We start from the raw sequence: 24,084 nt of genomic DNA, 5'->3' as shown, positions 1-24,084 counted from the left end.
CATGCGCGTCGAGGCGGACCTGGACCTGTGCCAGGGGCACGCCGCCTGCGAGATGGAGGCGCCGGACGTGTTCACGGTGCCCAAACGGGGGAAGGTCGAAATCCTCGACGCGAACCCGCCCGAGTCGTTGCGCCCCGACGTGGAGAACGCGGTCCGCTACTGCCCGACCCAGGCGCTGCGGATCGTGGAGGACTGACGGCCGGGCGGCCGTCACACACACAGCCCCACCCACACACTTTTTCGAAGGAGAAGAAACCGATGACCGGATTCGATCGCGCCGAGCTCGACGAGATGGTGCAGCGTTGGCTGGATGCGAACAAGAAGGCCGAGGCCGAGGGTGACTGGAAGCCGTTGGCCGAGTTCTACACCGAGGACGCGACGTACGGCTGGAACTACGGTCCGAAGCAGGACTTCATGGCCGTCGGTCGGGACGAGATCCGGGAGGTGGCGCTGGGCCTCGAGATGCAGGGCCTCGAGGGCTGGGAGTACGACTACAAGCACGTTCTCGTCGACGACCGCACCGGCGACGTGATCGGGCTCTGGACCCAGGTCTCCGACGCCAAGCGTGAGGACGGCACCAACTACTCCGTGTACGGCATCGGCGGCAGCTGGTTCAAGTACGGCGGCAACTTCCAGTGGTCCTGGCAGCGCGACTTCTTCGACTTCGGCAACGTCTCCGCACTCTTCATGGAGATGATCCAGAACAACGCGCTGTCCGCGGGTATGCAGTCGCGGATCCAGCGATCCATCTCCGGCGAGAAGCTGCCGGGCTGGTACCCCGTCGGCCAGGCCCCGGTCCCGCTGTGGTGAGTCCCGAGACGGAGCCGGCGCGCTCGTTCGCGGCGCTCTCGCGTGCAGATCTCGCCACCCTGGTGCCGGAACTGCTGCTGACCGGCCAACTCATCGACCGCTCCGGCATGGCGCACCTGATCGTCGAATTCGGGCGCGAGGGTATGGCCCAGGTCGCGATCGAGGAATGGCAGGCGTCGAGTCCCTGGTACACCCGGCGCATGCAGAAGGCGCTGCGGTACGAGGGCGACGACGTGGTGACCATCTTCAAGGGTCTGCAACTCGACATCGGGGCGCCGCCGCAGTTCATGGACTTCCGGTACCGGGTGGACGACCCGCAGCACGGAGAGTTCTGGCTCGACCACTGCGGGGCACTGATGGACGTCGAGCCGCTCGGCGACGAGTACGTCACCGCTATGTGCCACGACATCGAGGACCCGACCTTCGACGCGACGGCACTCGCGACCAACCCGCATGCGCAGGTGCGGCCGATCCACCGGCCGCCGCGGCGGCCCGCCGACCGGCACCCGCACTGCGCGTGGACGGTGATCATCGACGACGCGCACGTTCCGCCCGTCATGGAGTCGCACACCGAGCAGATCGGGCGCACCGCCGCCAACGGCCTGGAACTGAGCCCGATCGACACCAGCGGCGAGGGCAACCACGACTACTCGGGCCCACTGCTCTCGGATGTCCGGTTCGCGGATTTCTCGCAGTCGGCACTGGTGCGGATCGCCGAGGAGGTGTCCCTGCAGCAGCATCTGCTCGCGCTCGGCTTCCTGATCGCCGTCCGCAAGCGGGCCGACGAGGGCAAGGCGCTGGAGATCACCCGCAAGCAGCTCACCGGTATCGCCGGCGTCACCGCGCAGCGGATCCGGGACGCGCTCGGACTGTCCGACGATCTCGAGAGTCTGGCGACGGTGCTGTCGCTGCATCCGCTGTTCAACCCGAAACAGTACGTGGACAGTGAGATTCGTTTCGACGGTGACCGGCTCGAACTCTGGATCGGACGTGGCGGACCGGTGGACGCGGACGGTGGCTGGCCGACCCTGATCGACGGCGAGCACCTGGAGGCGCTGCACGCGCTGGTGCGCGGAGTGAATCCGCGCTTCACCGTCCGGGTCGTTGGCGAGGAGCCCTCGGGCCTGCTCGTCGTGGTCGACACCACCGACGAGCCCGCTCGCGAATGCGTCGAGGTCGCGATCACCAAGGTCAGCACCGGCGCCGCTTTTGTTTTCGAAGACCGCGGAATTCCCCTGCCGCTGTATGTAATCTGACGCTCCACGTCAGCTGCGCGGCCGAACACTCGCAAAGGACATTTGCATGGCCTACACGTTCGCCGATCTGTTCGAGCACTCTGTGGACGCAATGCCCGACCGCGTCGCGATGATCGTCTCCGGCGAGGAGGTGACCTACCGTGAGCTCGACGAGCGGGCCAACCGGCTCGCCCACCACCTCGAGAACACCGGTTTCGGCGTGGGCGCCCACATCGGCATCCACATGCACAACTCGATCGAGACGATGGTCGCGATCATCGCGGCGTTCAAGCTCCGCGCCGTGCCGCTGACCGTGAACTACCGGTACACAGCCGACGAGCTGCAGTACCTCTACGACAACGCCGACCTCGAGGCCCTGGTGTTCCACCAGGGTTTCGCGGACAACGTCGCCGCGGTGCTGCCCGCGGCACCGCGAATCCGGCACCTGATCTCGGTTCCCGACGAGTTGGCGACCGGGCAGGAGGCACAGGTTCCGGACGCGCTCGCGTTCACCGACGCCCTGGCGGAGAGCACGCCCGAGAGGGGATTCGGGGAACGCAGCCCCGACGACCACTACATCTTCTACACCGGTGGCACGACCGGCAGGCCCAAGGGCGTGGTCTGGCGGCACGAGGACATCTGGCGGGTGCTCGCCGGCGGCATCGACTTCTATTCCGGTGAGCCGATCGCCGACGAGTTCCAGCAGTCCCGGAACGGTGTGGCCGCGGGCGAGGCGATGCGGTGGGTGATGCTGCCGCCGCTGATCCACACCTCGGCCCTGATGCCGACCTTCAACGCCTTCTTCTCGGGCAACACCGTGATCATGGAGCCGAAGTTCGACGCCGCCCGGGTGTGGGAGTTGGTCGCCGAACACCGGCCGCAGGTCATGGTGATCACCGGAGACGCGATGGGCAGGCCCCTGATCGACACCTTCCACGAACAGGACCGGGACACTTCGAGCCTGGCGGTGCTCGCATCCGGTGCGGCGTTGTTCTCCGGGTCGGTCAAGGATGCCTTCTTCGAGGCGATGCCGAACCTGATGATCTCCGACTCGGTCGGATCCTCCGAGACAGGATTCGGCGGTATCGGTTTCGCCACCAAGGGGGTGGAGCAACACGGCGGCCCCAAGGTCGGCGGCAACAAGTACTCGGTCGTGGTCGACGACGACGGCCGCATCCTGCCGCCGGGCTCCGGCGGCGAGGGGTGGCTCACCAAGCTCGGCAACATCCCGGTCGGCTACTACAACGACCCCACGAAATCCGGCGAGATCTTCCGCACGGTGACGGGCTCCGCCGACGGGAGTTCCGCGAGCTCCACTCAACGCGCCGTCGTCACCGGCGACCGCGCCCGGATCGAGGACGACGGTTCGATCACCCTGCTCGGCCGCGGAAACATGGTGATCAACACCGGCGGTGAGAAGGTATTCGCGGAGGAGGTCGAGGCGGTCGTCAAGGCGCACCCGGACGTCTACGACGCGATCGTGATCGGCGTTCCCGACGACCGGTGGGGCAACCGGGTCGCCGCGGTGTTGCGGGCCCGCGACGGCGTCGAGCTGGACTTCGAATCCATCGAGAAGCACTCGCGCAGCCAGTTGGCCGGCTACAAGATTCCCCGCACCTTCTGGGTCGCGGCGGAGGTTGTGCGAACTCCCAGCGGCAAGCCCGACTTCGGCTGGGCCAAGGCCCACGCGACGGCGAACGACCCAGACCACCGAATCGACTAGACCTCCGCGCTCGGCGCGGACCTACGAGGAGTCCACTGCAATGGCCGACAACATCGACCTCGATCTGCCCGAAGGCTTCGACTTCACGAGCCCACAACTGCACGGCGAGCGGATGCCGTTCGAGGAGTACGCGAAGCTGCGTCGGCACGCGCCGGTGTGGTGGAACGCAAAGGACCCCGGGATCGACGGGTTCCAGGACGACGGCTTCTGGGTCGTCTCGCGGCACGCCGACATCCGGGACGTCTCCCTGCGTTCGGACGAGTTCTCCTCCAATGTGAACGGCGCGATTCCCCGTCACGAGGCCACGATTTCACCCGAGGAACTCGAGGTCACCAAGCACGTCCTGATCAACAAGGACGCCCCCGACCACACCAAACTGCGCAAACTGGTCTCGCGTCTGTTCACGCCGAGATCCGTGGAGTCGATGCGCGACGAACTCGAGGAACGCGCCGATCGGATCGCCTCGGGGGCCGTCGAGAGCGGTAGCGGTGACTTCGTGCACGAGGTCGCCAGTGAGCTCCCGATGCAGGCGATCTCGGAGCTGCTCGGGGTTCCCGCCGAGGCGCGGCAGCAGCTGTTCGAGTGGTCCAATCAGATGACCGGTTACGACGACGAGACCCTGGCCGGCGAGTCCCGGATGGCCTCGGCGCAGATCCTCGGCTACGCGTACGAGTTGGCGGAGGCTCGGCGGGCGGAACCGCTCGACGACATCATCTCCGCCCTCGTGCAGGCCGACGTCGACGGCGAGGCCCTGACTCCGGAACAGTTCGGGTTCTTCGTCGTGATGCTCGCGGTTGCCGGAAACGAAACAACCCGAAACGCAACGACTCTCGGCTTGATGGCGTTTCTCGAGCACCCCGAACAGTGGGAGCTGTTCAAGCGGGAACGGCCGAAGACCGCTGCAGACGAGATCATCCGCTGGGCGTCACCGCTCATCGCGCAGCAGCGCACCGCGTTGCTGGACACCGAGATCGCGGGTACCTCGATCGCGAAGGGTCAGCGAGTGGTGCTGCTGTACGGGTCGGCGAACTTCGACGAGGAGGTGTTCGAGAACCCGAACACCTTCGACATCCTGCGTGACCCCAACCCGCATCTCGCCTTCGGCGGGACCGGTCCGCACTACTGCATCGGTGCGAATCTCGCGCGGATGGAGATCGATCTGATCTTCAACGCGATCGCCGACCACATGCCCGACATCACCAGACTCGGCGATGCGGTCCGGCTGCAGTCAGGGTGGATCAACGGCATCAAGGAGTTGCGGGTCGACTACGGCTGCCCGCAGTCGGCGAAGGCGCCGGCCGGCGCCGATCAGTGTCCCGTGGTGCACTGAACGTGACGGCGCCGGCGGGGTCGGGGGGACGCAATACCGCGGTGGCACTCCGGGGGCCGACGCGGGATTTCGGGAGAGGGGTGCTGCGGGGGCTCGGCGAGTTCTACAAGATGGCGGCGGATGTCGCCGTCGGCTTGGTGCGGACCCGTTTCCAGCTCCAGGAGTTCCTCGAACAGAGCTGGATGATCGCGCGGGTGTCGATCGTGCCGACCGTTCTGGTCGCCGTGCCGTTCACCGTGCTGGTGAGCTTCACCCTCAACATCCTGCTCCGTGAGATCGGCGCCGCGGACCTCAGCGGTGCGGGTGCCGCTCTCGGTGCGGTCACCCAGGTCGGTCCGGTCGTGACGGTCCTCATCGTGGCCGGCGCAGGCGCGACCGCGATCTGCGCCGACCTCGGGTCCCGGACCATCCGGGAGGAGATCGACGCGATGGAGGTGCTCGGCATCGACCCGATCAACCGCCTGGTCATCCCGAGGGTCGTCGCGTCGACGGTGGTCGCGCTGCTGCTCAACGGACTGGTGTGCGTGATCGGCATCGCAGGCGGTTTCGTGTTCTCGGTGTTCCTGCAGGGCGTCAACCCGGGCGCGTTCGCGGACGGCATCACACTTCTCACCGGCCTGCCGGAGGTGGCCATCTCGATGGTCAAGGCGGCACTGTTCGGACTGCTCGCGGGTCTCGTCGCATGCTACCGCGGCCTGACCGTCCGGGGAGGCCCGAAGGGCGTGGGTGAGGCGGTCAACGAGACCGTCGTCTACGCGTTCATGGCCCTGTTCGTGGTGAACACCATCGTCACCGCCGTCGGTATCCGCCTGACGGCGGGCTGAGAGGGGGGCACGTGGCACTCACACCGACCGGAAAGTTCGGTCCCACCCGGGCCCGTGTCGCCCGGGCGTCGAGGTCGATGGACGACCTCGGGCGCCAGGCCGAGTTCTTCGCCCGCGCCATCGGGTTCATCCCGTGGGCACTGCGCAAGCATCCGAAGGAGGTGCTGAGGCTGATCGCCGAGATCAGCATGGGCACCGGTGCGCTCGCCCTGATCGGTGGCACCGTGGCCGTCGTGGGGTTCCTGACCCTGGCCTCGGGCGGCACCATCGCGATCCAGGGCTTCAGTTCGCTCGGCAACATCGGTGTCGAGGCCCTGACCGGATTCTTTTCCGCGTTCATCAACGTGCGGATCGCGGCACCGGTGATCGCGGGAATCGGGCTGTCCGCGACCATCGGGGCCGGGTCGACCGCACAGCTCGGCGCGATGCGGATCAGTGAGGAGATCGACGCGCTCGAGTCGATGGCGATCAGCTCGATTCCCTACGTCGTCAGCACCCGCGTCCTCGCAGGCATGCTGTCGATACTCCCGCTGTACTCGCTGGCGCTGGTCGCCTCGTTCCTCGCCGGTCGCTTCACCACCGTGATCATCTTCGGGCAGTCCTCGGGCCTGTACGACCACTACTTCACGACCTTCCTCGACCCGGTCGACGTCGCGTGGTCGTTCGTTCAGGTGCTGGTGATGGCGATGCTCGTGATGCTCATCCACACGTACTACGGCTTCAACGCCGCCGGTGGGCCGTCCGGAGTGGGCACAGCGGTCGGTCGCGGCGTACGGCTGTCCCTGATCTGCGTGGTCGCGGTGACGCTGCTCGTCTCGCTCGCGATCTACGGCGGCTCCGGCAACTTCAATCTGTCCGGTTAGGGGGGTACGTGCGCAGGTACGGATACAAGCTGGCCGCGGTGGCGCTGGTCGTCGCGGTCGCCGGCGTCGTCACCCTGGCGATCGCGCTGTTCAATCAGTCGTTCACGCAGCGTGTCCCGGTCACGGTGGTCGCCGAGCGCGCCGGACTCGTCATGGATCCCGGCGCCCGGGTGAAGATGGCCGGGGTGACGGTCGGGACCGTCGAGTCGATCTCCCCGGACAGCGATGCGACCGCGCGACTGTCGCTGCTGCTCGACCCGGACGCGCTCGCCGCGATCCCCGCGAATGTGGCGGTCGAGATCACCTCGAACACCGCATTCGGCGCCAAGTTCGTGAGCATGTCCGCGCCGGCGGAGCCGAGCGAAGCCAGGCTGGCTGCCGGCGCCACCATCGACGCGTCGCACGTGACCGTGGAGATGAACACGGTCTTCGAGAACCTGACCGAGGTGCTGCGCACCGTCCAGCCCGAGAAGCTCGACGCCACCCTCGGCGCCATCTCCACCGCACTGCAAGGTCGGGGTGACCGTCTCGGAAACGCTCTCTCGCAAGCGGATTCGTCCTTGGTTGAGTTCTCGGGCGCCTACCCGGAGCTCGATCGGACGCTGACCTCGCTGCCTCCGGTCACCGACACCTACGCGGCTGTGTCTCCGGACCTCATGCGGTCACTGGAGTCGCTGACCACCTCGGGCGACACAATCGTGGACCAGCAGAAGAACCTGAGTCTGCTGCTGCTGAATGTGACCGGGCTGGCGAACACCGGGGGCGAGGTCCTGGCGCAGAACACCGACGCGGCGACGTCGGTGATGTCCCTGATGCGGCCGACCACCGCCGTGCTCGAGGAGTATTCGCCGGTGTTTCCGTGCATGTTCCACGGTCTGGAGGAGAGCAAGCACATCGGGTGGGGCGCCTACAACGGCCAGCCCGGACTGAAGATGTCGATCAGCCTCGTCCCCGGTGCCGAGCCCTACCACTACCCGGACGACCTGCCGAAAGTCGCGGCGACCGGCGGACCGCACTGCATGGGTCTGCCACTGCGTGACCCGAACGTCAACGCCCCCTATCTGGTGACCGACACCGGAGTGAACCCCTTCGCGCCGGACCGGCAGCCGGGCGGCGGGCAGTCGAACACCACGAAGGATCTGATGAGCTACCTGTTCGGGACGGCGGGCCGATGAGCGCCGGTTCGGCCCTGCGCAAGGGCTACGCGGTCAAGTTCGGCATCTTCGTTCTGGTCATGCTTCTCGTCAACGCGGGCCTGATCCTGGTGTTCGGCCAGCTGCGCAGTGGTGGCGCCACCACCCATGCCGCCGAGTTCACCAGTGCGTCGGGCCTCAAGCCCGGCGACAAGGTGCGCATCGCCGGCGTGCCGGTCGGCGCGGTCAGCTCGGTGCGGCTCGCCGGCGACCACCGCGCCGACGTGGAATTCACCGTCGACGACGGCAACACGCTGACGATCGCGACGAGGGCCGCGGTCCGCTACCAGGACCTCGTCGGGAACCGGTACCTGGAACTGCTCGACAGTCCCGGTGGTGCCGGCAGCGCACAGCCGCTCGCAGCGGGGGAGACGATCCCGGTGGAACGCACCGCACCTGCCCTCGACCTCGACGCGCTGCTCGGCGGGTTCAAGCCGCTGTTCCAGGCGTTGGATCCGGATCAGGTCAACGCGCTGTCGATGTCGCTGCTGGAGGTGTTCCAGGGCCAGTCGGGCACCGTCTCCTCGGTGCTCGCGCACACCGGGTCCATCACGAACACTCTCGCGGACCGGGACGAACTGATCGGCCGGGTGATCGACAACCTCGACGCCGTCCTCGCGGAACTACGGGGACGCGGCGGGCAGTTCGGCGACACCCTCGACCACCTGCAGCAACTCGTCAGCGGCCTGGACGCGGACCGGGAACTGATCGGCGCGGCGGTGTCGAGCGTGAACACGGCGACCGGTACGTTCGCCGACCTGCTCGCGGACACCCGGCCGGACATCTCCGGAACCCTCACCCAGCTCGGTGCGACCCTCGATCCACTGGTCGAGCAGCAGGGCGAGCTGAACCGGATCGTCGAGTCGATGCCGGCGAACTACCGCCAGCTCGTGCGAATCGGCGCCTACGGGTCGTTCTTCAACTTCTACCTGTGCGGCATCGCGATGAAGGTCGACGGCGCCGAGGGCAAGCCGATGACCGTGAACCTGATCGAGCAGAAGACCGGGAGGTGTGCGCCGCGATGAGAACCATGACGGAGAACCGGGCGGTGCGGGTGGGTGTGGTCGGACTGGCCGTCACCGCCGCGGTCGTGGTGGCCGCTCTGCAGTACCAGAACCTGCAGTTCCTCAAGTCCGGTGTCCGGTACAGCGCGGTGTTCGTCGACGCCAGCGGACTCGCTGCAGGCGACGAGGTGAACGCGGCCGGCGTGAAGATCGGCACCGTCGAGGCCATCGGCGTCGAGAAGGGCCGGGCACGAGTCGATTTCCGCCTCGACGAGACCGTCGGCATGGGGGAGAGCACCGCGGCGGCGATCACCACGATGTCGCTCCTCGGCAAGCGGGCGGTGAGCCTGGACCTGCAGGGCGAGGGGCGGATCCCCGTCGAGGGGCAGATACCGCTCGATCGGACCCGCTCGGCGTACTCGCTGCCCGACGTCCTCGGTGACCTGACCACCACCGTCGAGGACATCGACCTCGATCAGCTGTCGGCGTCGCTGGACGAGGTCGGAAAGGTGATGGCGGACAGCGCCCCCAACCTGCGGCCGGCGCTCGACGGTGTCGCCCGCATCTCCGACAGCCTGAACCGGCGCGACGAGACGCTGCGGGCGCTGCTCTCCGACGCCGACAACGTCGCCGGCATCCTCGCCGAACGTGGCCCCCAGGTCGATTCCCTGCTCGTGGACGGCAACGCGCTGCTCGGGGAGCTGGACCGGCGCCAGGCCGCGCTGTCGGAGGTGATCACCAACGTCTCGGCCGTCTCCACCCAGCTCAGTGGGCTGGTACACGACAACGAGGCGCAGATGGCCCCGGTCCTGGACAAGCTCAACACCGTGGTCGGGATCCTGCAGAAGAACAGGGACAACATGTCCCAGGGCATCGACGGGCTCGGCACCTATGTCGGCACGCTCGGCGACACCGTGGCCAGCGGACCCTTCTACTACTCGTACATCCAGAACCTGCTGCCAGGGCAGTTCACCCAGCCGTTGCTCAACGCGGGATTCGGGTTGCCACCCGCGCCGCTGCCCATCCCGGAGATCAAATGACGACCATCCCAGCCGCCTGGCGCAGGCCGGCCCTCGCGGTGGCCGCGCTCGTGCTCGTCGCCGCGCTCGTCGGCGCGGGTTACCTTGCGGTGCAGCATCTTCGCTACTACCGGGTGACCGCCTACTTCACCTCCACCACCGGCCTCTACGTCGGTGACGACGTCCGGGTGGTCGGGGTGGACGTCGGCCGCGTCACGGGTATCGACCCCGACGGGGAGCGGATGCGGGTGCAGCTGAAGCTGGACCGGGCGGTGCCCGTCGCCGTGGACGCGAAGGCGGTCATCGTGGCGCAGTCGCTGGTCTCCGCGCGTTTCGTGCAGTTGACGCCGGCGGTCACCGACGACGACGCGCCCGCGCTGGCCGACGGTGCGGTCATCGGGGTCGATCGCACCGCGGTCCCGGTCGAGTGGGACCAGGTCAAGGCCGAGTTGGGGCGCGCGGCCGACGCCCTCGGCCCCAAGGACGGTGACCCGGGTCCCGCCGCGAACCTGCTCAACGGCGCGGGAACCGCGTTGCAGGGCAACGGAACCGCACTGGGTAACTCGGTCGTCGAGCTGTCGCAGGCGATGAGCACGCTGTCCGACAGCGGCGGCGACCTCTTCGGTACCATCCGCGGACTGCAGGCGTTCACCACGGCGCTCGCCGCGAGCAACGAGCAGATCGTGCAGTTCCAGGGTCGACTGGCGTCGGTGTCGGGCCTGTTGGCGGACAGTCGAACCCAGCTGGCACCGGCACTCGGAGACCTGGACACCGCAATCGTCGACGTGCAGCGGTTCGTCGCGGAGAACCGGACCGGCCTCACCGACCAGGTGCAGAAGCTGGCGGACGTGTCGCAGGTGCTGGTCGACAAGCGGGACGGACTCGAGAAGATCCTGCACCTGGGTCCGACCGCGCTGTCGAACTACTACAACATCTACCGGCCTGCGCTCGGCTCGATGATCGGTGTGCCCGCCTTCCAGAACGTCGGCAATCCGATCAACTTCATCTGCGGAGCGATCGCCGGTGTCGCGAACGAGACGTCGGAGAAGGGCGCTGAGCTGTGCGCCCAGTATTTGGGCCCGCTGCTGAACACGGTCAAGGCGAACTATCCGGACCTGACCTTGAACCCGAGCCGTTCCCTCGGTGCCCATCCGGATCAGTTGGTCTACAGCGAGCCGCAGCTGAAGCCGGCCGCTCAGGCGACCGCGGCGGCGACCGTGACGTCGATGCCTGCGCTGACCATGCCGACCGTCCCGGTGCCTGACCTGGGCGGGCTCCTCGCACCGTGGAAGGGGAACCGATGATCGGCAGAGCGTGGGCGGCGGGCGGCGTCGCGTTGACGGGGGCGCTGCTGCTGTCGGGCTGTCAGTGGAGCGGGCTCAACTCCGTCGCTCTGCCTGGCGCGGCGGGACGCGGCGAGGGCAGCTGGTCGGTGGTGATCGAGATGCCCGATGTCACCACCATCAGCCCGAACTCGCCGGTGATGGTCGGCGACGTCACGGTCGGCAGCATCAGTGCGATCGAGACCGCCGACTGGCATGCGAAGGTGACCGTCTCCCTGGACGGTTCGGTGCAGTTGCCGGCGAACGCCACCGCCCGGATCGGTCAGACCAGCCTGCTCGGGTCCAAGCACATCGCTCTTGCGCCGCCCACCGACGTCCCGCCGGAGGGAACGCTGGCCGACGGTTCGGTGATTCCGCTGGAGCGGGCGGGGGTGTATCCGACCACCGAGGAGGCACTGACCGCGCTGTCGGTTGTTCTCAACGGTGGTGGGCTCGCGCAGGTGCAGACCATCACCACCGAACTGAACAAGGCACTCGACGGCCGACAGGATTCGGCGCGGAACCTGCTGTCCCAGATGGACACCCTCGCCGACACCCTCGACCGGCAGCGGGGCGCGATGGTGACCACGATGGCGAACCTCGACGGGTTCGCAGGCGAGATCGCGTCGCAGCGCGACGTACTCGGTCGTGCGCTCGACACCCTGGACCCGGCGATGAAGGTGCTCTCGGATCAGCGTGCCGAGCTGACGTCGGCCCTCGGTTCGGTCGGTCGGTTCGGTGACGTGGGAACCGAACTGGTCAACCGGACCCGGGACGACCTGAAGGCCAATCTGGCCGCGCTGGAGCCGACGTTCGCGCAGATCGCGGCCGCGGGACCGGACCTGATCAACAACCTCGGCAGTCTGAGCACCTTCCCGTTCCCGCAGGTCACCCTCGATCAGGCGATGCGGGGCGACTACACCAACCTCTGGGTGCTGGTGGACCTCACGGCCGCGCGCCTGCAGGAGAGCATTGCCGGTGGCGCCCTGGTGGGACCGCCGACGGCCGTCTCCGCGGGCGCGGTGGCCGACCCGATGACCGCGCCACTGGCGGCGGTCGCAGGGCAGCAGCAGTCGCCGAAGGGGGAGGGCAGCGGCCGATGATCCTGACCAAACTGGTTCGCACGCAGTTGACGATCTTCGCGGTCATCGCGGTGATCGGGATGACCGCGGCGGCGATCTCGTACCTGCGGATCCCGACCACCCTCGGGATCGGTCGCTACACCGTCACCGTCGAGATGCCGAACGCGGGCGGGCTGTACCGCAACGCGAACGTCACCTATCGCGGTGACACGATCGGACAGGTTCGCGAGGTACGCCTCGACCCCGACGCGGTGCGGGCCGAGCTGTCCCTGCAGAGTTCGACGCCCGTGCCGACCCTCGATCTCGCGGTGGCGGTGCGTAGCGTCTCGGCGATCGGCGAGCAGTATGTGGACCTGCAGCCGAGCACCACCGAGGGTCCCTTCCTGAGCGACGGGGACGTGATCGAGGCATCGCAGGTGACCGTGCCGCAGGAGATCGGTCCGGTGCTCGACCAGGCCAAGGCGATGCTCGCGACCGTCCCGCAGGACAAGCTGCGCGCGGTGATCGACGAGTCCGCGGCCGCGTTCGCCGGAAAGGGCCCGGACCTGGCGCGCCTGCTCGACTCCACCACCTCGTTCGTCGATCAGGCTTCGGCCGCAACGACTCCCGCGACCACCCTGGTGCGAAATCTGGCGCCGCTGCTCGACACGCAGGTCGTCACCGGCGACCAGATCCGGCAGTGGACCGCGAACGTGGCGCATCTGAGTGAGCAGCTCGCGGTCGCGGACGGCTCGGTCCGCGGCATCCTCGACAATGGGCCCGCGGCGGCCGCCGAGGCGGACACCCTGTTCCAGGACCTGCGACCGACGCTGCCGGTGCTGCTCGCGAACTTCACCAGTACCGCCCAGGTGGCGGTCACCTACAACCCGTCGATCGAGCAGGTGCTGGTGATCCTGCCTCCGCTCGTGGCCGCGCAGGAGACCGTCGTGCAGAAGGGGCAGGCCGACGGCGCCGCGTACGTCAACTTCCATGTGCAGGCACAGGACCCGGCCGCGTGCTCCACCGGCTACCTTCCCGCCGACCAGCGCCGGGACCCGACCGACATGAGCGTGCCCGACACCCCACCGGACCTGTTCTGCAGTGTGCCGCAGGACTCGAAGTTCGCCGTCCGCGGATCCCGGAACATCCCCTGCATGGACGTACCCGGCAAACGCGCCCCGACGCCCGCGATCTGCAAGAGCGACGAACCGTTCGTGCCCGCGGGCACCAACGCCCCCGACGAGTTGTACGCCGGGCCCGACGGAACGCAGTACGTCCACACCGAGGTGGCGCCCGCGGCGGCGGGTGGGGGAGGTGACGCCGGATGGCAGCAACTCCTGGGCCCACGGCCGTGACCGCGGCGCGACCCGACGCCGTCGTGGCGATCACCGACACCGGCGGCGCCGACGGTGACGATGCGCCCCACGGGCGGCGATGGTTGCGGATCCTGCTGTCCCTCATCGGGATCGCCGCGACCGGTGCGTTGGTCGCCGGAGTCGTGACAGCCGGGTCGACGTGGCTAGCGGACCGGTCCCTGGCCGCGCATCGGCAGGCGCGCGTCGACGCCGCCACCGAGGGTGTGCTGGCAATGATCGACGTGCACACCGACACGGCGGACGCCGACCTCGCGCGACTACGCGAACGGAGTACCGGGCAGTTCGCCGACGAACTCGCCGACGGACACGCGGGACTGGCCACCGCGATCCGGGACGCGGCGGTGAACTCCGACGGCCGCATAGACTCCGCCGCCCTCGCGTCGGAGACGGATGGATCGGCGGTGGTGATCGTCGCGGCGTCCGCCCAGGTCGCGAACGTCGACAGCCCGACCGCCGCGCCGCGCAGCTACCGGTTGCGGGTGACGGTGGACGGCGTCGACGGACGGCTGCTGATGTCGAAGGTGGAGTTCGTGCCATGAAGGGAAGGCGCATCGCGCTGGTGACCGCCGCCCTCGCGGTGGTCGCGATGGTTGTCGCCTTCACGGCGCTGTCGTGGGCGAACCGTGCGGCCGCCGAGCGGGAAGCGGTCCGGACCGACGCCGTGGCCGTGGGGCCTGCTCTGGTCGAGTCGGTGCTGAGCTACAACTCGCCGACCGTCGACGCGGATCTGGACCGGGCCGCACAGGCCGCCACCGGAGAATTCCGGGAGCGCTTCACCGACTACGCAACGAAAACCGTTGCCCCGCAGTCCAAGGAGCAGGGGATCAGTACCCGGGCTCGGGTGGTGGATGTCGGATTCGTCAGTGGCACAGACGATCACGTGCGGCTGCTGATGTTCGTGGACCAGATCACGACGTCCACGGCGCAACCGGCCCCCGCGAGCGCGACCAGTCGGGTGGAGGTGGGTCTGGACCTGGTCGACGGTCAGTGGCGCATCGCGGAGTTGACGCCCGTGTAGGTCGCGGTGTTCGCGCGAGGGGTGGGTGAGTCGCCACCTTGGGTGTCTGTCGACGCCGGCTGCGTGGGCGGAGTCTTGATGTCAGCAAGCAAGACCAACCCCCACCACCAGCAAGGAGAAACACCATGTCGAACACCATCAAGCGAGTTCTGGCCACCGCGGCGATCGCCGCTTTCGCAGTCGCCGGCGGCGCCGGCATCGCGTCGGCTGACGGCGGTGCCGCGAACGGTGGCAGCGCAAACGGCGGCTCGGCGACCACGGGCGCGGGTGGTGCCGGCGGTGCCGGGGGTGCCGGTGGCAACAACGGTGGCGTCGTGCTCGGCGGCGTCAACATCGGAGGCGGCAACCAGACGGGGCCGGTCGTCGGTAACGGTGGCGCCGGTGGTGCGGGTGGCAACAGTGGCGGCGCCAATGCCAACGGTGGCAGCGCCAACGGCGGCACCGGTGGTGCCGACACCTCGAACAGCGGCAACAACAGCGGCAACACCACCACGACGACCACGACAACCGAGGACAACTGCGGCATCATCTGGTTCTTCTGCTGACGTACCCGCGTCTGCGACACCTACCGACAGGCCCGGCACCTTCTGGTGCCGGGCCTGGCGGCCTGCGTTCCTGCGGGGCCGCTCGCGTGGACGAACACGGGTGGGGGTGGGGTCGACACTCCACCTTGGGTGTCTGTCGGTGGGGGGCATATGAGCGGAGTCTTGATGTCAGAAGGCAAGACCAACCCCCAATCATCTTCCAGGAGAACACAATGTCGAACACCATCAAGCGAGTTCTGGCCACCGCGGCGATCGCCGCTTTCGCAGTCGCCGGCGGCGCCGGCATCGCGTCGGCTGACGGCGGTGCCGCGAACGGTGGCAGCGCAAACGGCGGGACGGCGACCACGGGCGCGGGTGGTGCGGGCGGTGCCGGTGGTGCCGGTGGCAACAACGGCGGTGTCGTGCTCGGCGGCGTCAACATCGGTAGCGGCAACCAGTCGGGTCCGGTGGTCGGTAACGGCGGTGCGGGCGGTGCCGGTGGCAACAGTGGCGGCGCGAATGCCAACGGTGGCAGTGCGAACGGCGGGACCGGTGGTGCGGACAGCTCGGGCAGCAACAACAACAGCGGGAACACCACCACGACCACCACCACGGACGTCCAGGACTGCCCCTTCTACTGGCCCTTCTGCTGATGCCACGGCCGCAACGGCCCAGTTGACACGGCCGGAACCGCCCAGTCGACACGGCCGGAACGGCCCAACCCGTCGGGGCCGGTGCTCCACCCGGAGCGCCGGCCCCGACCCCCGACCACTCTCCACGAAAGGACCACACAATGTTCACCACCACCTCGACCATCGTTCGCGGGACGCTCGCCGGACTCGCCGTGACCGCAACCCTGCTGTCGGGCGGCACTGCCCTCGCCGCCGCCACTCCGATTCCCGAGGGGCCGCCCGCGCCGGCAGTCGCGCCGGGCGCCACCGGACCACTGCAGAACGGGCCGGGCGGCGTCGTGCTCGGCGGCGTCAACGTCGGACCCCTGGGCGCGGGTGGCCTCACCGCCGGGCCCGGTGGAGTCGGGTTCGGTGGCATCGACCTCGGTACGGGCTCGCCGCTCGGATTCTGACGATTCCGATGTAAGGAACTGACGAGCTGCGGCGATACATCCATTGCCCGCACATGCGAGACCGGGACGGGAGGACGTCATGTCGAGCACCACCCCTGAACAGGGCCGCCGCACCACCGTGGTCGCCGACGACGGAGTCCCGATCGCGGTCCACGAATACGGTCCCGCCGATGCCGACGTCACCGCGGTGTTCCTGCACGGGCACTGCATGCAGTCCGGGTCGTGGGACCTGTTGCGGTACGCGCTGGAAGCGTCCTGGGGCGGCCGGGTGCGGATGGTGTTCTACGACCACCGCGGCCACGGCCGGTCCGGCCACGCGGATGCGAGCACCTACACGATCGACCAACTCGGTCGTGACCTCGACACCGTGATCAGCACCGTCGCACCGTCCGGCCCGCTGGTGCTGATCGGGCACTCGATGGGCGGCATGACCGTGCTCACCTACGTGCGCCAGCAACCGGATTCGGTGCGGGGCAGGGTGGCCGGGGTCGCGCTGATCTCAACGGCGGCAGCCGGATTGGCCGATGCGGGACTCGGGCGGCTGTTGCGCAGCCCGGCGGTCGGTGCCTTCCATGCCGCGGTCCGCTGGGCGCCGCGCGTCACGGCCGGCTCGAAACGGGTGAGTTGCCTGGTCGGGGCCGCCGCGGTCCGTGTCGCGGGCACCCGCGGCCGCGTCGCCGACCCCAGGATGGTCGCGGTCGTCGCGGCGATGGCGGGCGAGACGTCGGTGGTGACGATGTCGAGCTACCTGAAGTCGTTCGTGGATTTCGACGAGTCCGCGGCCGTGGCCGCGCTGGCCGGTATCCCCGCGGTGGTGGTGTGCGGCTCCGCGGACGTGCTGACGCCGCTCACGCACTCGGAGGCCCTGGTGGCCAGTTTGCCCGGCGCGGACCTGGTGCGCATCACCGGAGCCGGTCACTCGGTGATCGTGGAACGGGCCGCCGAGGTGGCAGCGGCGCTGGACGGACTGATCGCACGTGTGGGCGGAGGTCGGGACAGCCTCGTTCCCGCCGGCTGAGGTCACAGGTCGTGACTGGTGACGATTCCGCTGTGCAGGGCGCGTTCGGCGAGCGCCACCCGCTTCTGGTTCTGCGGCAGGTCCTCGACCCCGAACTTCCCGAACAGCGTCCGCAGGTGCGCCTTGACCGTGTCGACGGTGAGGAACAGTTCCTCCGCGATCTGCTGATTCGACGCCGGATTCGAGAACGAGACGCCGTGCTTGTACGGCCGGCACAGTGCGACCAGCACCGACCGCTGCGTCTGCGTGAGGGCGCGCACGTTCGGTGCCGACCCGGCCACCATCGTCGCGTCGTCCGCGACACCGCCGAACTCCTGGAACGTCAAGGCCGTCCCCCCGACCCGGACGCTGTCGCCGGGCCGCAGCCGACGGCGCCCGGTGATCCGGTCGCCGTTGACATAGGTCCCGTTCCTGGACAGCCCGTCGTCCACGATCGTCCAGTGCCCGCCCACGTACTCGAGCACCGCGTGGATCCGTGAGACCTCGTCGTCGTCCGGGAGTGACAGATCCGCTTCGGCGGAGCGGCCGACGATGACACGGGGCCGATCGGGTGACAGCTCCCACGCAGTCTGCCCACCCCGGCCGTCCGAAGAGGTCAGCCGGGCCAGCGCGACACCGTCCGTGGTCACGAACTCATCGTCCCTCGTGGTGGGCGGTGCGCGCCAGCCGACCGGCAGATTCAGCCCGTGGGCCCGAACAGGGGACCACCACCGAACGCGCCGCGGTGCGACACCGGTTGACCACCCGTGACATCGGTGACGCCGTACTCCAGCGCCGTCTCCGCGGTGACGAGGGTGTGGCCGCTGCGGTCACCCACGTTCGGGTCGTTCGCCAGCGCGACGATCACGCGCCCGACGAACTCCGGTGACTCGGCGTCCTCGAGGGAGAAGCCCTCGAAGCTCTTCATGCCGCTGGCGACCATCCGCTCGTTGCGGATCAGCCCGAGCCAGAAACTGAGGGCGGTGACACCGGTGCCCTTGAGTTCGACGGCCATGTCGGCCGCCATCTTGTCCAGTCCCGCCTTGGACATGCCGTACAGCACCGAGTGCAGGTAGCCGCGGGTGCCGAACGAGGAGATGTTGCCGATGATCCCCGAGCCGCGGGGCACCATCAGCTTCGCCGCTTCGACGCTCGCGACGTAGTGCGCGCGCAGCCCCAGCCCGATCAGGCTGTCCCAGTCGTCGACCGGGCGCTTCCAGAACGGCTGCGAAAATCCCGCGTACCCGTCGGCCGGGCCGGCCCACACATTGTTGATCAGCAGGTCCAGCCGCCCGCCCTGCTCCTCGGCGATCCGCGCGAACAGCTTCTCGATCTGGGCGTCGTCGCTGTGATCGCACTGCACCGCGATGCCCTGGCCGCCGCGTTCGGTGACCTCGGTGGCCGTGCGGTCGAGCTTGCCGCCGGTCCCGACCTCGCCGCGCGCGGTGACGTACACCGTCCAGCCGTCCGAGCCGAGAGCGAGGGCGATGCCCTTGCCGACACTGCGGCTCGCGCCCGTGACCAGCGCGACGCGCCGGTCGACCCCGTTGTTCGTGCCCGGCGCGCTCACGAGGCCGCCTCCGCGAACGCACCCTCGACGACGACGGTCTCCGCCGGGAGCGGACGGACCATCGCCCACGTCTCGGTGAAGTGGCACTTCGACATCTTCCACTCGCCGTCCTCGAGGACGTACTCGTCGTCGTACTCGCCGGTCATCAGCTTCTCGGTGTTGTCCATGAGGTTGAGCTGGCGGAACCGCAGCGTCCACCGGCCGGTCGCGGTGCCGTCGCCGGTGACCGTGATCTCGGGGTGCATCCCGTGATGCATGTCGAAGATGACGTGCTTGCCGTCGACGGTGTGCAGTGCGACCTTCGTGAAGATCTCCGCCATCGGGTCCGCGTCGTCGAACGCGCCGAGGCGGCCGTAGTCGATGCGCGCGCCACGGTGAATGAAGCAGTCGCGGAACGTCTTCGGATCCTTCGCGTCGCACGCGCGCCAGTACCGGTGTTTGAGCGCCTTGATCGCCTCGACCTGTTCGATTCGTTCGAGGCGAAGCGAGAGGTCTGTCTCCATGCTGTTCGTCACCACCCCGACACTAGAGTGTCGGCCGTCACACGGGGGCGGTTCTCCCGCCCAGTGACACGGAACCGGGCGGCGGCCTGCGCCGACCGCGCTGCCTGCGCCGTGTCCTGTCCCGAGCGAACCCGCGACCCGGCTCCGGTCGGCGGATGACGGTGCGGGTGACCACGCTCAGGAAGTACTGTGCGGGCACCACTTTCGTGTTCATGGTCCACGGGGGAGCGCCGGGCGAGGTCCGCGCGTGTCCTCGTCACAGGTCAGGAGTCGCCTTGTCCCGGTCGTCCGTAATCCGTCGCGCCGTCCTGGCCGTCGCGCTGTCGACTGCCGTCATGGCTCACGCGCCCGCGGTCGGCGGTGCGCAGTCGTCCTCGTTCCCGTCCTCGTCGCAGGATGGGTGTGCGACCGCCGGACCGGAGGCAACCTGTGTCGAGGCCACGGTCGAACTGTCCGGATCCACGCGCGACGTGCTGTGGTACCTGCCGAGCGGTCCGGCGAGCGTGCTGATGCTCGTCGAACACGGATTCGGGCGCACCTGCGCGAACCTGCACGGTACCGCCGAGACGATCGCCGGGCAGGGCCTGATGGTCGTGTGCCTGGACGAGGACATGACAGCGGGCAATCCGGCGCTCGCCACAGAGTTCGCGGACGCACTGGCGGAGCGGTCGCTGGTGCCGCCGAACGGCGCGCCGCTTCCACAGCGGTACATCGTCGGTGGTCATTCCGCGGGTGGGCACTTCGCCGCGCTTGTGGGCGCGGGCCTGGTCGAGCGGGGCTATCCGGACCTCGCCGGGGCGGTGCTGTTCGATCCGGTCGCCGCGGAGGGCTTCACCGCTGCGGTCCGGGCGGTGTCGGCGTCCGGGACGCGTCCGGTGCTCTCGATCGCGGCCCGGCCGAGCCTGGTGAACCTGTTCGGCAACTCGTTCGGGGCGCTGGCCTCGCTCGGCGCGGGCTTCGTCGGTGTCCAGTTGCTCTGGGCGGAGGTGGAGGCCGGCCGTCCCACCGGGGGCAGCTGCCACATCGACGCAGAGGGGGAGGACACCGACCTCATCGGCATCGCCGGCGCCGCGTGTGCGCCCGACCCGGTCCAGACGGCGCGGCTGCGGGACTTCGCCGGGACCTGGGCCCGCGACCTGGCGACGGGCGCCCGGACACCGTCCCATTACTGCCTGGACGCCGCCGAGCCGGGCAGCTGCGGCGAGACGGTGGCGGCGATGCTGGCGGGGGCGCGACCGGTCGCGGCGGTGATCCCGGCCGGCTGACCTGCGCTCGGTCGGACCCCGCGCCGAAGAGCGGAAGGCGAATCCCGATCGCTCGTTGTCAGACGCGCGCAGCCACGGCACGGGCCAACTGGTCGACGGTTTCGCTTGCGCAGAGGCGGTTGTCGCCGACGCCACCGCGTGCCCCGCGTTTGGCCCAGCCGACGACGTACAGGTTGTGGAGGGGTGCCCCGGTCTCGTGCGAGATCACCCGGCCGCGATCGTTGGGGACGGCACCACGCGCGTCGAGGGGGATCCCATCGATGGGCTTGGTGGTGAATCCGGTGGCGCAGATCGCGGAGTCGGCGCGGAAGGTACGCCCGGTCTCCGTCGTGACGGTGACGCCGCCGGCCGCGTCCCGGCGCACGCCGGCAACCTCTTGCCCGAATGACAACACGACGCGCAGACGGACGCCGGTGCCGTCGGCGGACGCAGTCGCGGCGTCGAGGTCGGTCGAGCTCAGATCGGTGACGGGGAGCCGCGCGAGGTCGCGCACGAGCGCGTCGTCGGCGTCGGGGCTCGGCGCGGAGCCCGCGCTGTCGATCAGCAGCTCGGTTTCGGCGAGGTCCCGCAGTTCGTGGAACGCGGACGGCGTGAACGACGCACGGTCGGGGGCCGAGCGCGACAGGACGACCACCTGGTTGATCCGCCCGTCGGCCGGACCGCGGGCGCGGGAGTTCGCCGCCCACCGGACGACGTCGAAGGCAACGTTCCCCGCGCCGACCACGAGGCAGGTCGCCCCGAGGGGAGTCGGCGGGCGGAAACCGGACTCCTCGCAGTTTTCGGCCACCAGGATGTCGATCGCCTGGTGAATGCCGTCGTCGGTGCCGACGGTCACGCCGTGGCCGGCGACGGACCCGGGGCGGCGCGGCTGCGAGGCGCCGCAGGCGAGGACCACCGCGTCGAACCTCGCGCGGAGTTCGTCGACCGAGATGTCGACGCCGACCTCGGTGTTGGCGACGACGGTGACACGGTCGTCCCCGAAGGGAACGTCGAACAGCCGAATCATCTCGCGCACGCCGACGTGATCGCGTGAGACTCCCCGGTGCAGCAGGCCACCGATCGTGTCGTACTGCTCGTAGACGGTGACGCGAATCGACGTCGACCGGCGGAGGAGTTCGCGCACCGTGTACATCGCGGCAGGCCCCGAGCCGACGACGGCGACCGTGATCCCGTCGCCCGGACGGCCCAGCGGTCGATCGAATGTGGTGCGCCGCCGCTGTGTCCTCGTGGTTGCCGGGCTCCGAGCGTAGAACTCCCTGTTGCGAGCGGCGTTCGGACGCTCGACGACGGTCAGCGCCCATTCGGGTTTGATCGCCGACGCCGGGCAGGCCTCGACGCAGGCGGTGCAATCGATGCACGAGCCCGGATCGATGAACAACGTCTCGGCCGTCTCGAAAGCCGGTTCGCCGGGAATCGGATGGATGCAGTTCTGCGGGCACACCCGCACGCATGAGGCGTCTTTGCAGCAATGCCCCAGGATGACGTGGGTCACGATGACTCCTGCGTGATCAGAGAAGGTTCGACTTTCGATAGATCCATCGCGCGCCTGGATTCAGCAACCCTTCTCTGCTGAGGAACTCGATGAACGGCTCGGCGGCTTTGCGGAACATCATCCGGTGATGCTCGTTTGCGTCGATGTTCGCCTTCACGACCTTCCAGTCGAGGCCGAGGTCCTCGTACACGCGTCGATTGACCAGCGTCCGCGCGATGAGATGGGTGCCGCCCGCGAGGGCCAGGGTGCTGACGAACCGCCGCAACCGCGAGATTCCCACCAGCCGATCCCGGATCTGCCGCCGGGCGAAGGCCATGTGCCTGGACTCCTCGACGACGTGGATGTACGAGGTGCGGCGGATGGGTGCGGCGACGTCGTCGTCGGTCATCCAGTCGCGTTGCATGACGTCGAAGATCTCTTCGCCGGCGAGCACGACGCCATACGCCACCTCGCCCCATACGAAGTGCCGGAACACCCATCCGAAGAAGTCCAGTACGCGATCGCGTGGATGGAAGCGGGATCCGATGGCATCGACGACATTGACGAACATCAACGAATGCAGATTCTCGTCCGCGCACTCGTTCAGAAGGAATTTGACGTCCGGACGTGACGGGTCTGCACTGTGGCTCGCCCGCAGCAGCGCCACCTGCAGGCCGACCTCCAGCCAGATGGCCACACCGAGGAACTGCCCAACTTCGGCCCGGGTGAGTCGAACCCGTTCGGCCTCGGACATCTCCGCCCACAATGGGGTTCCGAACAACGGTGACCACTCGGGCGTCATTCCATGACGCCGGTCGTCCGCCGGATCGGAGTCGCACACGAGCGGATCCCTCGGATCGAAGGACAGTCGCCGGGCGGACTCCGTCAGAGTCTGGAACAGCACATCGCTGTCGGAAACGGACATCCCTTTCGTGCTCCTCTGGCTTCCCCGTGGGGGGGTGAATGGAACATGTGGCCTTCGCACATGTACGTGTGGCAGTCACAGTCACAATTCTTCAAAGATCACGAAAACGATCGCCGCCACCAGTTGTACCGACTTGGAATCCCGTTCGCCACTTGGACATTCGACCAGGCGGCAGGCCGGAGGGTGTCCCGCATACCGACCGTTCCGAACGGATCTGTCGCTCACGTGGTTGCGGTACCGGGTGGACGTGGTCGGCTCACTCGGACCGACGACGGCGGCACGGGTGCCGGGTCGCCGGGTCCTGCTCAGTCGCGGGTGGGCTTCACAGCAGCGCGCGCGGCGTGCAGGGTCTCGCCGAAGGCGCATTCGGACAGTTCCGCGAGCCCGGGCTCCTCGCCGACGTGTTCGGGGGCGCGCATCGCGAGCAGGACGTTGAGCAACATGCCGTTCGCGATGAACTCGCGGGCCTTCTCGGGTGTGCAGCCGGTGCGGGTGCGGATCACGGTGTAGATCTGCGACATCGCGGCACGGGCCTGGGCGCCGATCTCCGGCGTCCCGCCCGCGGTGAAGCCGTGCATCATCACCAGCAGCATGTCGCCGTCGGAGACCAGCTGGCTGTACGCCGAGCCGAGCCGGGTCCAGTACTCCTCGCTGTCGGCCGACGGCGCGTCCGGGTCCGCGTCGATCCGGTCCAGTTCGGTGTCGAACGCCTCCACGATCCTGGCGAGGGCGCGGGCGAACACCTCGCGGAACAGTTCGGCCTTGGTGCCGAACATGCGCACCACGTAGGGCTGCGACACCTCGGCGAGTTTGGCGACGGCGTCGGTACTGGTCCCGGACCAGCCGCCGCGGGCGAATGCGGTGGTGGCGGCCGCGAGGACGAGCTCACGGCGATCGGCGGCATTCATCCGCGTGGCCGGGCGGGAACCGTTCGTCGCAGACATGTTGACAGGTTATCACTCGATGC

The 24,084-nt window shown here is 68.6% G+C and carries 26 protein-coding genes; 20 read left to right on the top strand and 6 right to left on the bottom strand.

Going from position 1 to position 24,084, the window contains the following annotated elements; translation table 11 throughout:
• The first annotated feature begins 1 nt into the window (after position 1).
• The 19 genes from ACWEPG_RS17690 to ACWEPG_RS17600 all read left to right on the top strand — a co-directional run bounded on the left by ACWEPG_RS17690 (position 2) and on the right by ACWEPG_RS17600 (position 17,404).
• The gene (locus ACWEPG_RS17690) at positions 2 to 196 is read left to right on the top strand and encodes a ferredoxin (protein ID WP_450116501.1); all 195 of its coding nucleotides are present in this window, start codon (positions 2 to 4) and stop codon (positions 194 to 196) included.
• 62 nt (positions 197 to 258) lie between these two features.
• Positions 259 to 810, top strand: coding sequence for a nuclear transport factor 2 family protein (locus ACWEPG_RS17685; protein WP_450116500.1), 552 nt, complete (start codon positions 259 to 261; stop codon positions 808 to 810).
• The gene (locus ACWEPG_RS17680) at positions 804 to 2,066 is read left to right on the top strand and encodes a hypothetical protein (protein ID WP_450116499.1); all 1,263 of its coding nucleotides are present in this window, start codon (positions 804 to 806) and stop codon (positions 2,064 to 2,066) included. Before ACWEPG_RS17685 ends, ACWEPG_RS17680 begins: the two co-directional genes overlap by 7 nt.
• 46 nt (positions 2,067 to 2,112) lie before the next feature.
• Positions 2,113 to 3,768 (top strand): acyl-CoA synthetase, encoded by a 1,656-nt coding sequence (locus tag ACWEPG_RS17675; protein ID WP_452594878.1) that lies wholly within the window; start codon positions 2,113 to 2,115, stop codon positions 3,766 to 3,768.
• 40 nt (positions 3,769 to 3,808) lie between these two features.
• Positions 3,809 to 5,098 carry a cytochrome P450 gene (locus ACWEPG_RS17670; protein ID WP_450116497.1) on the top strand — a complete coding sequence of 430 codons (1,290 nt, stop codon included), beginning with the start codon at positions 3,809 to 3,811 and terminating at the stop codon, positions 5,096 to 5,098.
• A 110-nt stretch (positions 5,099 to 5,208) separates the two neighbouring features.
• Positions 5,209 to 5,922, top strand: a complete 714-nt coding sequence (locus ACWEPG_RS17665; RefSeq protein ID WP_450116516.1) for an MlaE family ABC transporter permease — start codon at positions 5,209 to 5,211, stop codon at positions 5,920 to 5,922.
• Between the two features lie 77 nt (positions 5,923 to 5,999).
• Positions 6,000 to 6,785, top strand: a complete 786-nt coding sequence (locus tag ACWEPG_RS17660) for an MlaE family ABC transporter permease (RefSeq protein WP_452594923.1) — start codon at positions 6,000 to 6,002, stop codon at positions 6,783 to 6,785.
• A gap of 8 nt (positions 6,786 to 6,793) precedes the next feature.
• A complete protein-coding gene (locus ACWEPG_RS17655; RefSeq protein WP_450116496.1) occupies positions 6,794 to 7,960 on the top strand; it encodes an MCE family protein in 1,167 nt (388 codons plus the stop codon).
• Entirely contained in the window at positions 7,957 to 9,003 is a 1,047-nt protein-coding gene (locus ACWEPG_RS17650; protein WP_450116495.1) for an MCE family protein, read from the top strand. Before ACWEPG_RS17655 ends, ACWEPG_RS17650 begins: the two co-directional genes overlap by 4 nt.
• Complete coding sequence (locus tag ACWEPG_RS17645) at positions 9,000 to 10,022, top strand: MCE family protein (RefSeq protein WP_450116494.1); 1,023 nt, start codon at positions 9,000 to 9,002, stop codon at positions 10,020 to 10,022. The genes ACWEPG_RS17650 and ACWEPG_RS17645 overlap by 4 nt, the downstream gene beginning before the upstream one ends.
• The gene (locus ACWEPG_RS17640) at positions 10,019 to 11,305 is read left to right on the top strand and encodes an MCE family protein (protein ID WP_450116493.1); all 1,287 of its coding nucleotides are present in this window, start codon (positions 10,019 to 10,021) and stop codon (positions 11,303 to 11,305) included. The genes ACWEPG_RS17645 and ACWEPG_RS17640 overlap by 4 nt, the downstream gene beginning before the upstream one ends.
• Complete coding sequence (locus ACWEPG_RS17635) at positions 11,302 to 12,426, top strand: MCE family protein (RefSeq protein WP_450116492.1); 1,125 nt, start codon at positions 11,302 to 11,304, stop codon at positions 12,424 to 12,426. Before ACWEPG_RS17640 ends, ACWEPG_RS17635 begins: the two co-directional genes overlap by 4 nt.
• On the top strand, positions 12,423 to 13,739 hold the full coding sequence (locus tag ACWEPG_RS17630) for an MCE family protein (RefSeq protein WP_450116491.1): 1,317 nt from the start codon (positions 12,423 to 12,425) through the stop codon (positions 13,737 to 13,739). The genes ACWEPG_RS17635 and ACWEPG_RS17630 overlap by 4 nt, the downstream gene beginning before the upstream one ends.
• The gene (locus tag ACWEPG_RS17625) at positions 13,709 to 14,299 is read left to right on the top strand and encodes a hypothetical protein (protein ID WP_450116490.1); all 591 of its coding nucleotides are present in this window, start codon (positions 13,709 to 13,711) and stop codon (positions 14,297 to 14,299) included. The genes ACWEPG_RS17630 and ACWEPG_RS17625 overlap by 31 nt, the downstream gene beginning before the upstream one ends.
• On the top strand, positions 14,296 to 14,778 hold the full coding sequence (locus ACWEPG_RS17620) for a hypothetical protein (RefSeq protein WP_452594877.1): 483 nt from the start codon (positions 14,296 to 14,298) through the stop codon (positions 14,776 to 14,778). The genes ACWEPG_RS17625 and ACWEPG_RS17620 overlap by 4 nt, the downstream gene beginning before the upstream one ends.
• Before the next feature lie 125 nt (positions 14,779 to 14,903).
• The gene (locus tag ACWEPG_RS17615; protein ID WP_450134536.1) at positions 14,904 to 15,323 is read left to right on the top strand and encodes a hypothetical protein; all 420 of its coding nucleotides are present in this window, start codon (positions 14,904 to 14,906) and stop codon (positions 15,321 to 15,323) included.
• A 212-nt stretch (positions 15,324 to 15,535) separates the two neighbouring features.
• Positions 15,536 to 15,955, top strand: a complete 420-nt coding sequence (locus ACWEPG_RS17610) for a hypothetical protein (RefSeq protein WP_450116487.1) — start codon at positions 15,536 to 15,538, stop codon at positions 15,953 to 15,955.
• Positions 15,956 to 16,095: 140 nt separating this feature from the next.
• On the top strand, positions 16,096 to 16,386 hold the full coding sequence (locus ACWEPG_RS17605) for a hypothetical protein (RefSeq protein WP_450116486.1): 291 nt from the start codon (positions 16,096 to 16,098) through the stop codon (positions 16,384 to 16,386).
• Positions 16,387 to 16,465: 79 nt separating this feature from the next.
• Positions 16,466 to 17,404, top strand: coding sequence for an alpha/beta fold hydrolase (locus tag ACWEPG_RS17600; RefSeq protein ID WP_450116485.1), 939 nt, complete (start codon positions 16,466 to 16,468; stop codon positions 17,402 to 17,404).
• A gap of 2 nt (positions 17,405 to 17,406) precedes the next feature.
• On the opposite strand, the gene ACWEPG_RS17595 is transcribed toward ACWEPG_RS17600, so the two are convergent.
• Genes ACWEPG_RS17595 through ACWEPG_RS17585 form a run of 3 tightly spaced genes read right to left on the bottom strand, consistent with a single transcriptional unit; the run spans position 17,407 to position 19,456 of the window.
• The gene (locus ACWEPG_RS17595) at positions 17,407 to 18,033 is read right to left on the bottom strand and encodes an FHA domain-containing protein (RefSeq protein ID WP_450116484.1); all 627 of its coding nucleotides are present in this window, start codon (positions 18,031 to 18,033) and stop codon (positions 17,407 to 17,409) included.
• A 50-nt stretch (positions 18,034 to 18,083) separates the two neighbouring features.
• Positions 18,084 to 18,953, bottom strand: coding sequence for an SDR family NAD(P)-dependent oxidoreductase (locus ACWEPG_RS17590; protein ID WP_450116483.1), 870 nt, complete (start codon positions 18,951 to 18,953; stop codon positions 18,084 to 18,086).
• Complete coding sequence (locus ACWEPG_RS17585; RefSeq protein ID WP_452594922.1) at positions 18,950 to 19,456, bottom strand: nuclear transport factor 2 family protein; 507 nt, start codon at positions 19,454 to 19,456, stop codon at positions 18,950 to 18,952. The genes ACWEPG_RS17590 and ACWEPG_RS17585 overlap by 4 nt, the downstream gene beginning before the upstream one ends.
• Positions 19,457 to 19,791: 335 nt before the next feature.
• Here ACWEPG_RS17585 and ACWEPG_RS17580 point away from each other — a divergent pair, with 335 nt between their 5' ends.
• Positions 19,792 to 20,721: an alpha/beta hydrolase gene (locus tag ACWEPG_RS17580; RefSeq protein ID WP_452594876.1), complete on the top strand. Its 930-nt coding sequence runs from the start codon at positions 19,792 to 19,794 to the stop codon at positions 20,719 to 20,721.
• A gap of 58 nt (positions 20,722 to 20,779) precedes the next feature.
• On the opposite strand, the gene ACWEPG_RS17575 is transcribed toward ACWEPG_RS17580, so the two are convergent.
• From ACWEPG_RS17575 to ACWEPG_RS17565, 3 genes are all read right to left on the bottom strand, one after another.
• On the bottom strand, positions 20,780 to 22,213 hold the full coding sequence (locus ACWEPG_RS17575) for an FAD-dependent oxidoreductase (RefSeq protein WP_452594875.1): 1,434 nt from the start codon (positions 22,211 to 22,213) through the stop codon (positions 20,780 to 20,782).
• Between the two features lie 16 nt (positions 22,214 to 22,229).
• The gene (locus ACWEPG_RS17570; protein WP_450116480.1) at positions 22,230 to 23,117 is read right to left on the bottom strand and encodes an AurF N-oxygenase family protein; all 888 of its coding nucleotides are present in this window, start codon (positions 23,115 to 23,117) and stop codon (positions 22,230 to 22,232) included.
• 305 nt (positions 23,118 to 23,422) lie between these two features.
• A complete protein-coding gene (locus ACWEPG_RS17565) occupies positions 23,423 to 24,061 on the bottom strand; it encodes a TetR/AcrR family transcriptional regulator (protein ID WP_452594874.1) in 639 nt (212 codons plus the stop codon).
• Positions 24,062 to 24,084: the final 23 nt, after the last annotated feature.

The sequence above is a fragment of the Rhodococcus sp. NPDC004095 genome, from assembly GCF_053604015.1.
The sequence above is the reverse complement of the archived record's forward strand: the minus strand, read 5'-3'. Positions and strand labels throughout refer to the sequence as shown.

What these genes read in the sequence shown, in the direction of transcription:
- ACWEPG_RS17690 (WP_450116501.1), top strand. Translation starts at nt 2, where the DNA reads ATGCGCGTCGAGGCGGACCTGGACCTGTGCCAGGGGCACGCCGCCTGC.
- ACWEPG_RS17685 (WP_450116500.1), top strand. Translation starts at nt 259, where the DNA reads ATGACCGGATTCGATCGCGCCGAGCTCGACGAGATGGTGCAGCGTTGG.
- ACWEPG_RS17675 (WP_452594878.1), top strand. Translation starts at nt 2,113, where the DNA reads ATGGCCTACACGTTCGCCGATCTGTTCGAGCACTCTGTGGACGCAATG.
- ACWEPG_RS17670 (WP_450116497.1), top strand. Translation starts at nt 3,809, where the DNA reads ATGGCCGACAACATCGACCTCGATCTGCCCGAAGGCTTCGACTTCACG.
- ACWEPG_RS17665 (WP_450116516.1), top strand. Translation starts at nt 5,209, where the DNA reads ATGGCGGCGGATGTCGCCGTCGGCTTGGTGCGGACCCGTTTCCAGCTC.
- ACWEPG_RS17660 (WP_452594923.1), top strand. Translation starts at nt 6,000, where the DNA reads ATGGACGACCTCGGGCGCCAGGCCGAGTTCTTCGCCCGCGCCATCGGG.
- ACWEPG_RS17650 (WP_450116495.1), top strand. Translation starts at nt 7,957, where the DNA reads ATGAGCGCCGGTTCGGCCCTGCGCAAGGGCTACGCGGTCAAGTTCGGC.
- ACWEPG_RS17645 (WP_450116494.1), top strand. Translation starts at nt 9,000, where the DNA reads ATGAGAACCATGACGGAGAACCGGGCGGTGCGGGTGGGTGTGGTCGGA.
- ACWEPG_RS17640 (WP_450116493.1), top strand. Translation starts at nt 10,019, where the DNA reads ATGACGACCATCCCAGCCGCCTGGCGCAGGCCGGCCCTCGCGGTGGCC.
- ACWEPG_RS17635 (WP_450116492.1), top strand. Translation starts at nt 11,302, where the DNA reads ATGATCGGCAGAGCGTGGGCGGCGGGCGGCGTCGCGTTGACGGGGGCG.
- ACWEPG_RS17630 (WP_450116491.1), top strand. Translation starts at nt 12,423, where the DNA reads ATGATCCTGACCAAACTGGTTCGCACGCAGTTGACGATCTTCGCGGTC.
- ACWEPG_RS17625 (WP_450116490.1), top strand. Translation starts at nt 13,709, where the DNA reads ATGGCAGCAACTCCTGGGCCCACGGCCGTGACCGCGGCGCGACCCGAC.
- ACWEPG_RS17620 (WP_452594877.1), top strand. Translation starts at nt 14,296, where the DNA reads ATGAAGGGAAGGCGCATCGCGCTGGTGACCGCCGCCCTCGCGGTGGTC.
- ACWEPG_RS17615 (WP_450134536.1), top strand. Translation starts at nt 14,904, where the DNA reads ATGTCGAACACCATCAAGCGAGTTCTGGCCACCGCGGCGATCGCCGCT.
- ACWEPG_RS17610 (WP_450116487.1), top strand. Translation starts at nt 15,536, where the DNA reads ATGTCGAACACCATCAAGCGAGTTCTGGCCACCGCGGCGATCGCCGCT.
- ACWEPG_RS17605 (WP_450116486.1), top strand. Translation starts at nt 16,096, where the DNA reads ATGTTCACCACCACCTCGACCATCGTTCGCGGGACGCTCGCCGGACTC.
- ACWEPG_RS17600 (WP_450116485.1), top strand. Translation starts at nt 16,466, where the DNA reads ATGTCGAGCACCACCCCTGAACAGGGCCGCCGCACCACCGTGGTCGCC.
- ACWEPG_RS17585 (WP_452594922.1), bottom strand. Translation starts at nt 19,456, where the DNA reads ATGGAGACAGACCTCTCGCTTCGCCTCGAACGAATCGAACAGGTCGAG.
- ACWEPG_RS17580 (WP_452594876.1), top strand. Translation starts at nt 19,792, where the DNA reads ATGGCTCACGCGCCCGCGGTCGGCGGTGCGCAGTCGTCCTCGTTCCCG.
- ACWEPG_RS17570 (WP_450116480.1), bottom strand. Translation starts at nt 23,117, where the DNA reads ATGTCCGTTTCCGACAGCGATGTGCTGTTCCAGACTCTGACGGAGTCC.
- ACWEPG_RS17565 (WP_452594874.1), bottom strand. Translation starts at nt 24,061, where the DNA reads ATGTCTGCGACGAACGGTTCCCGCCCGGCCACGCGGATGAATGCCGCC.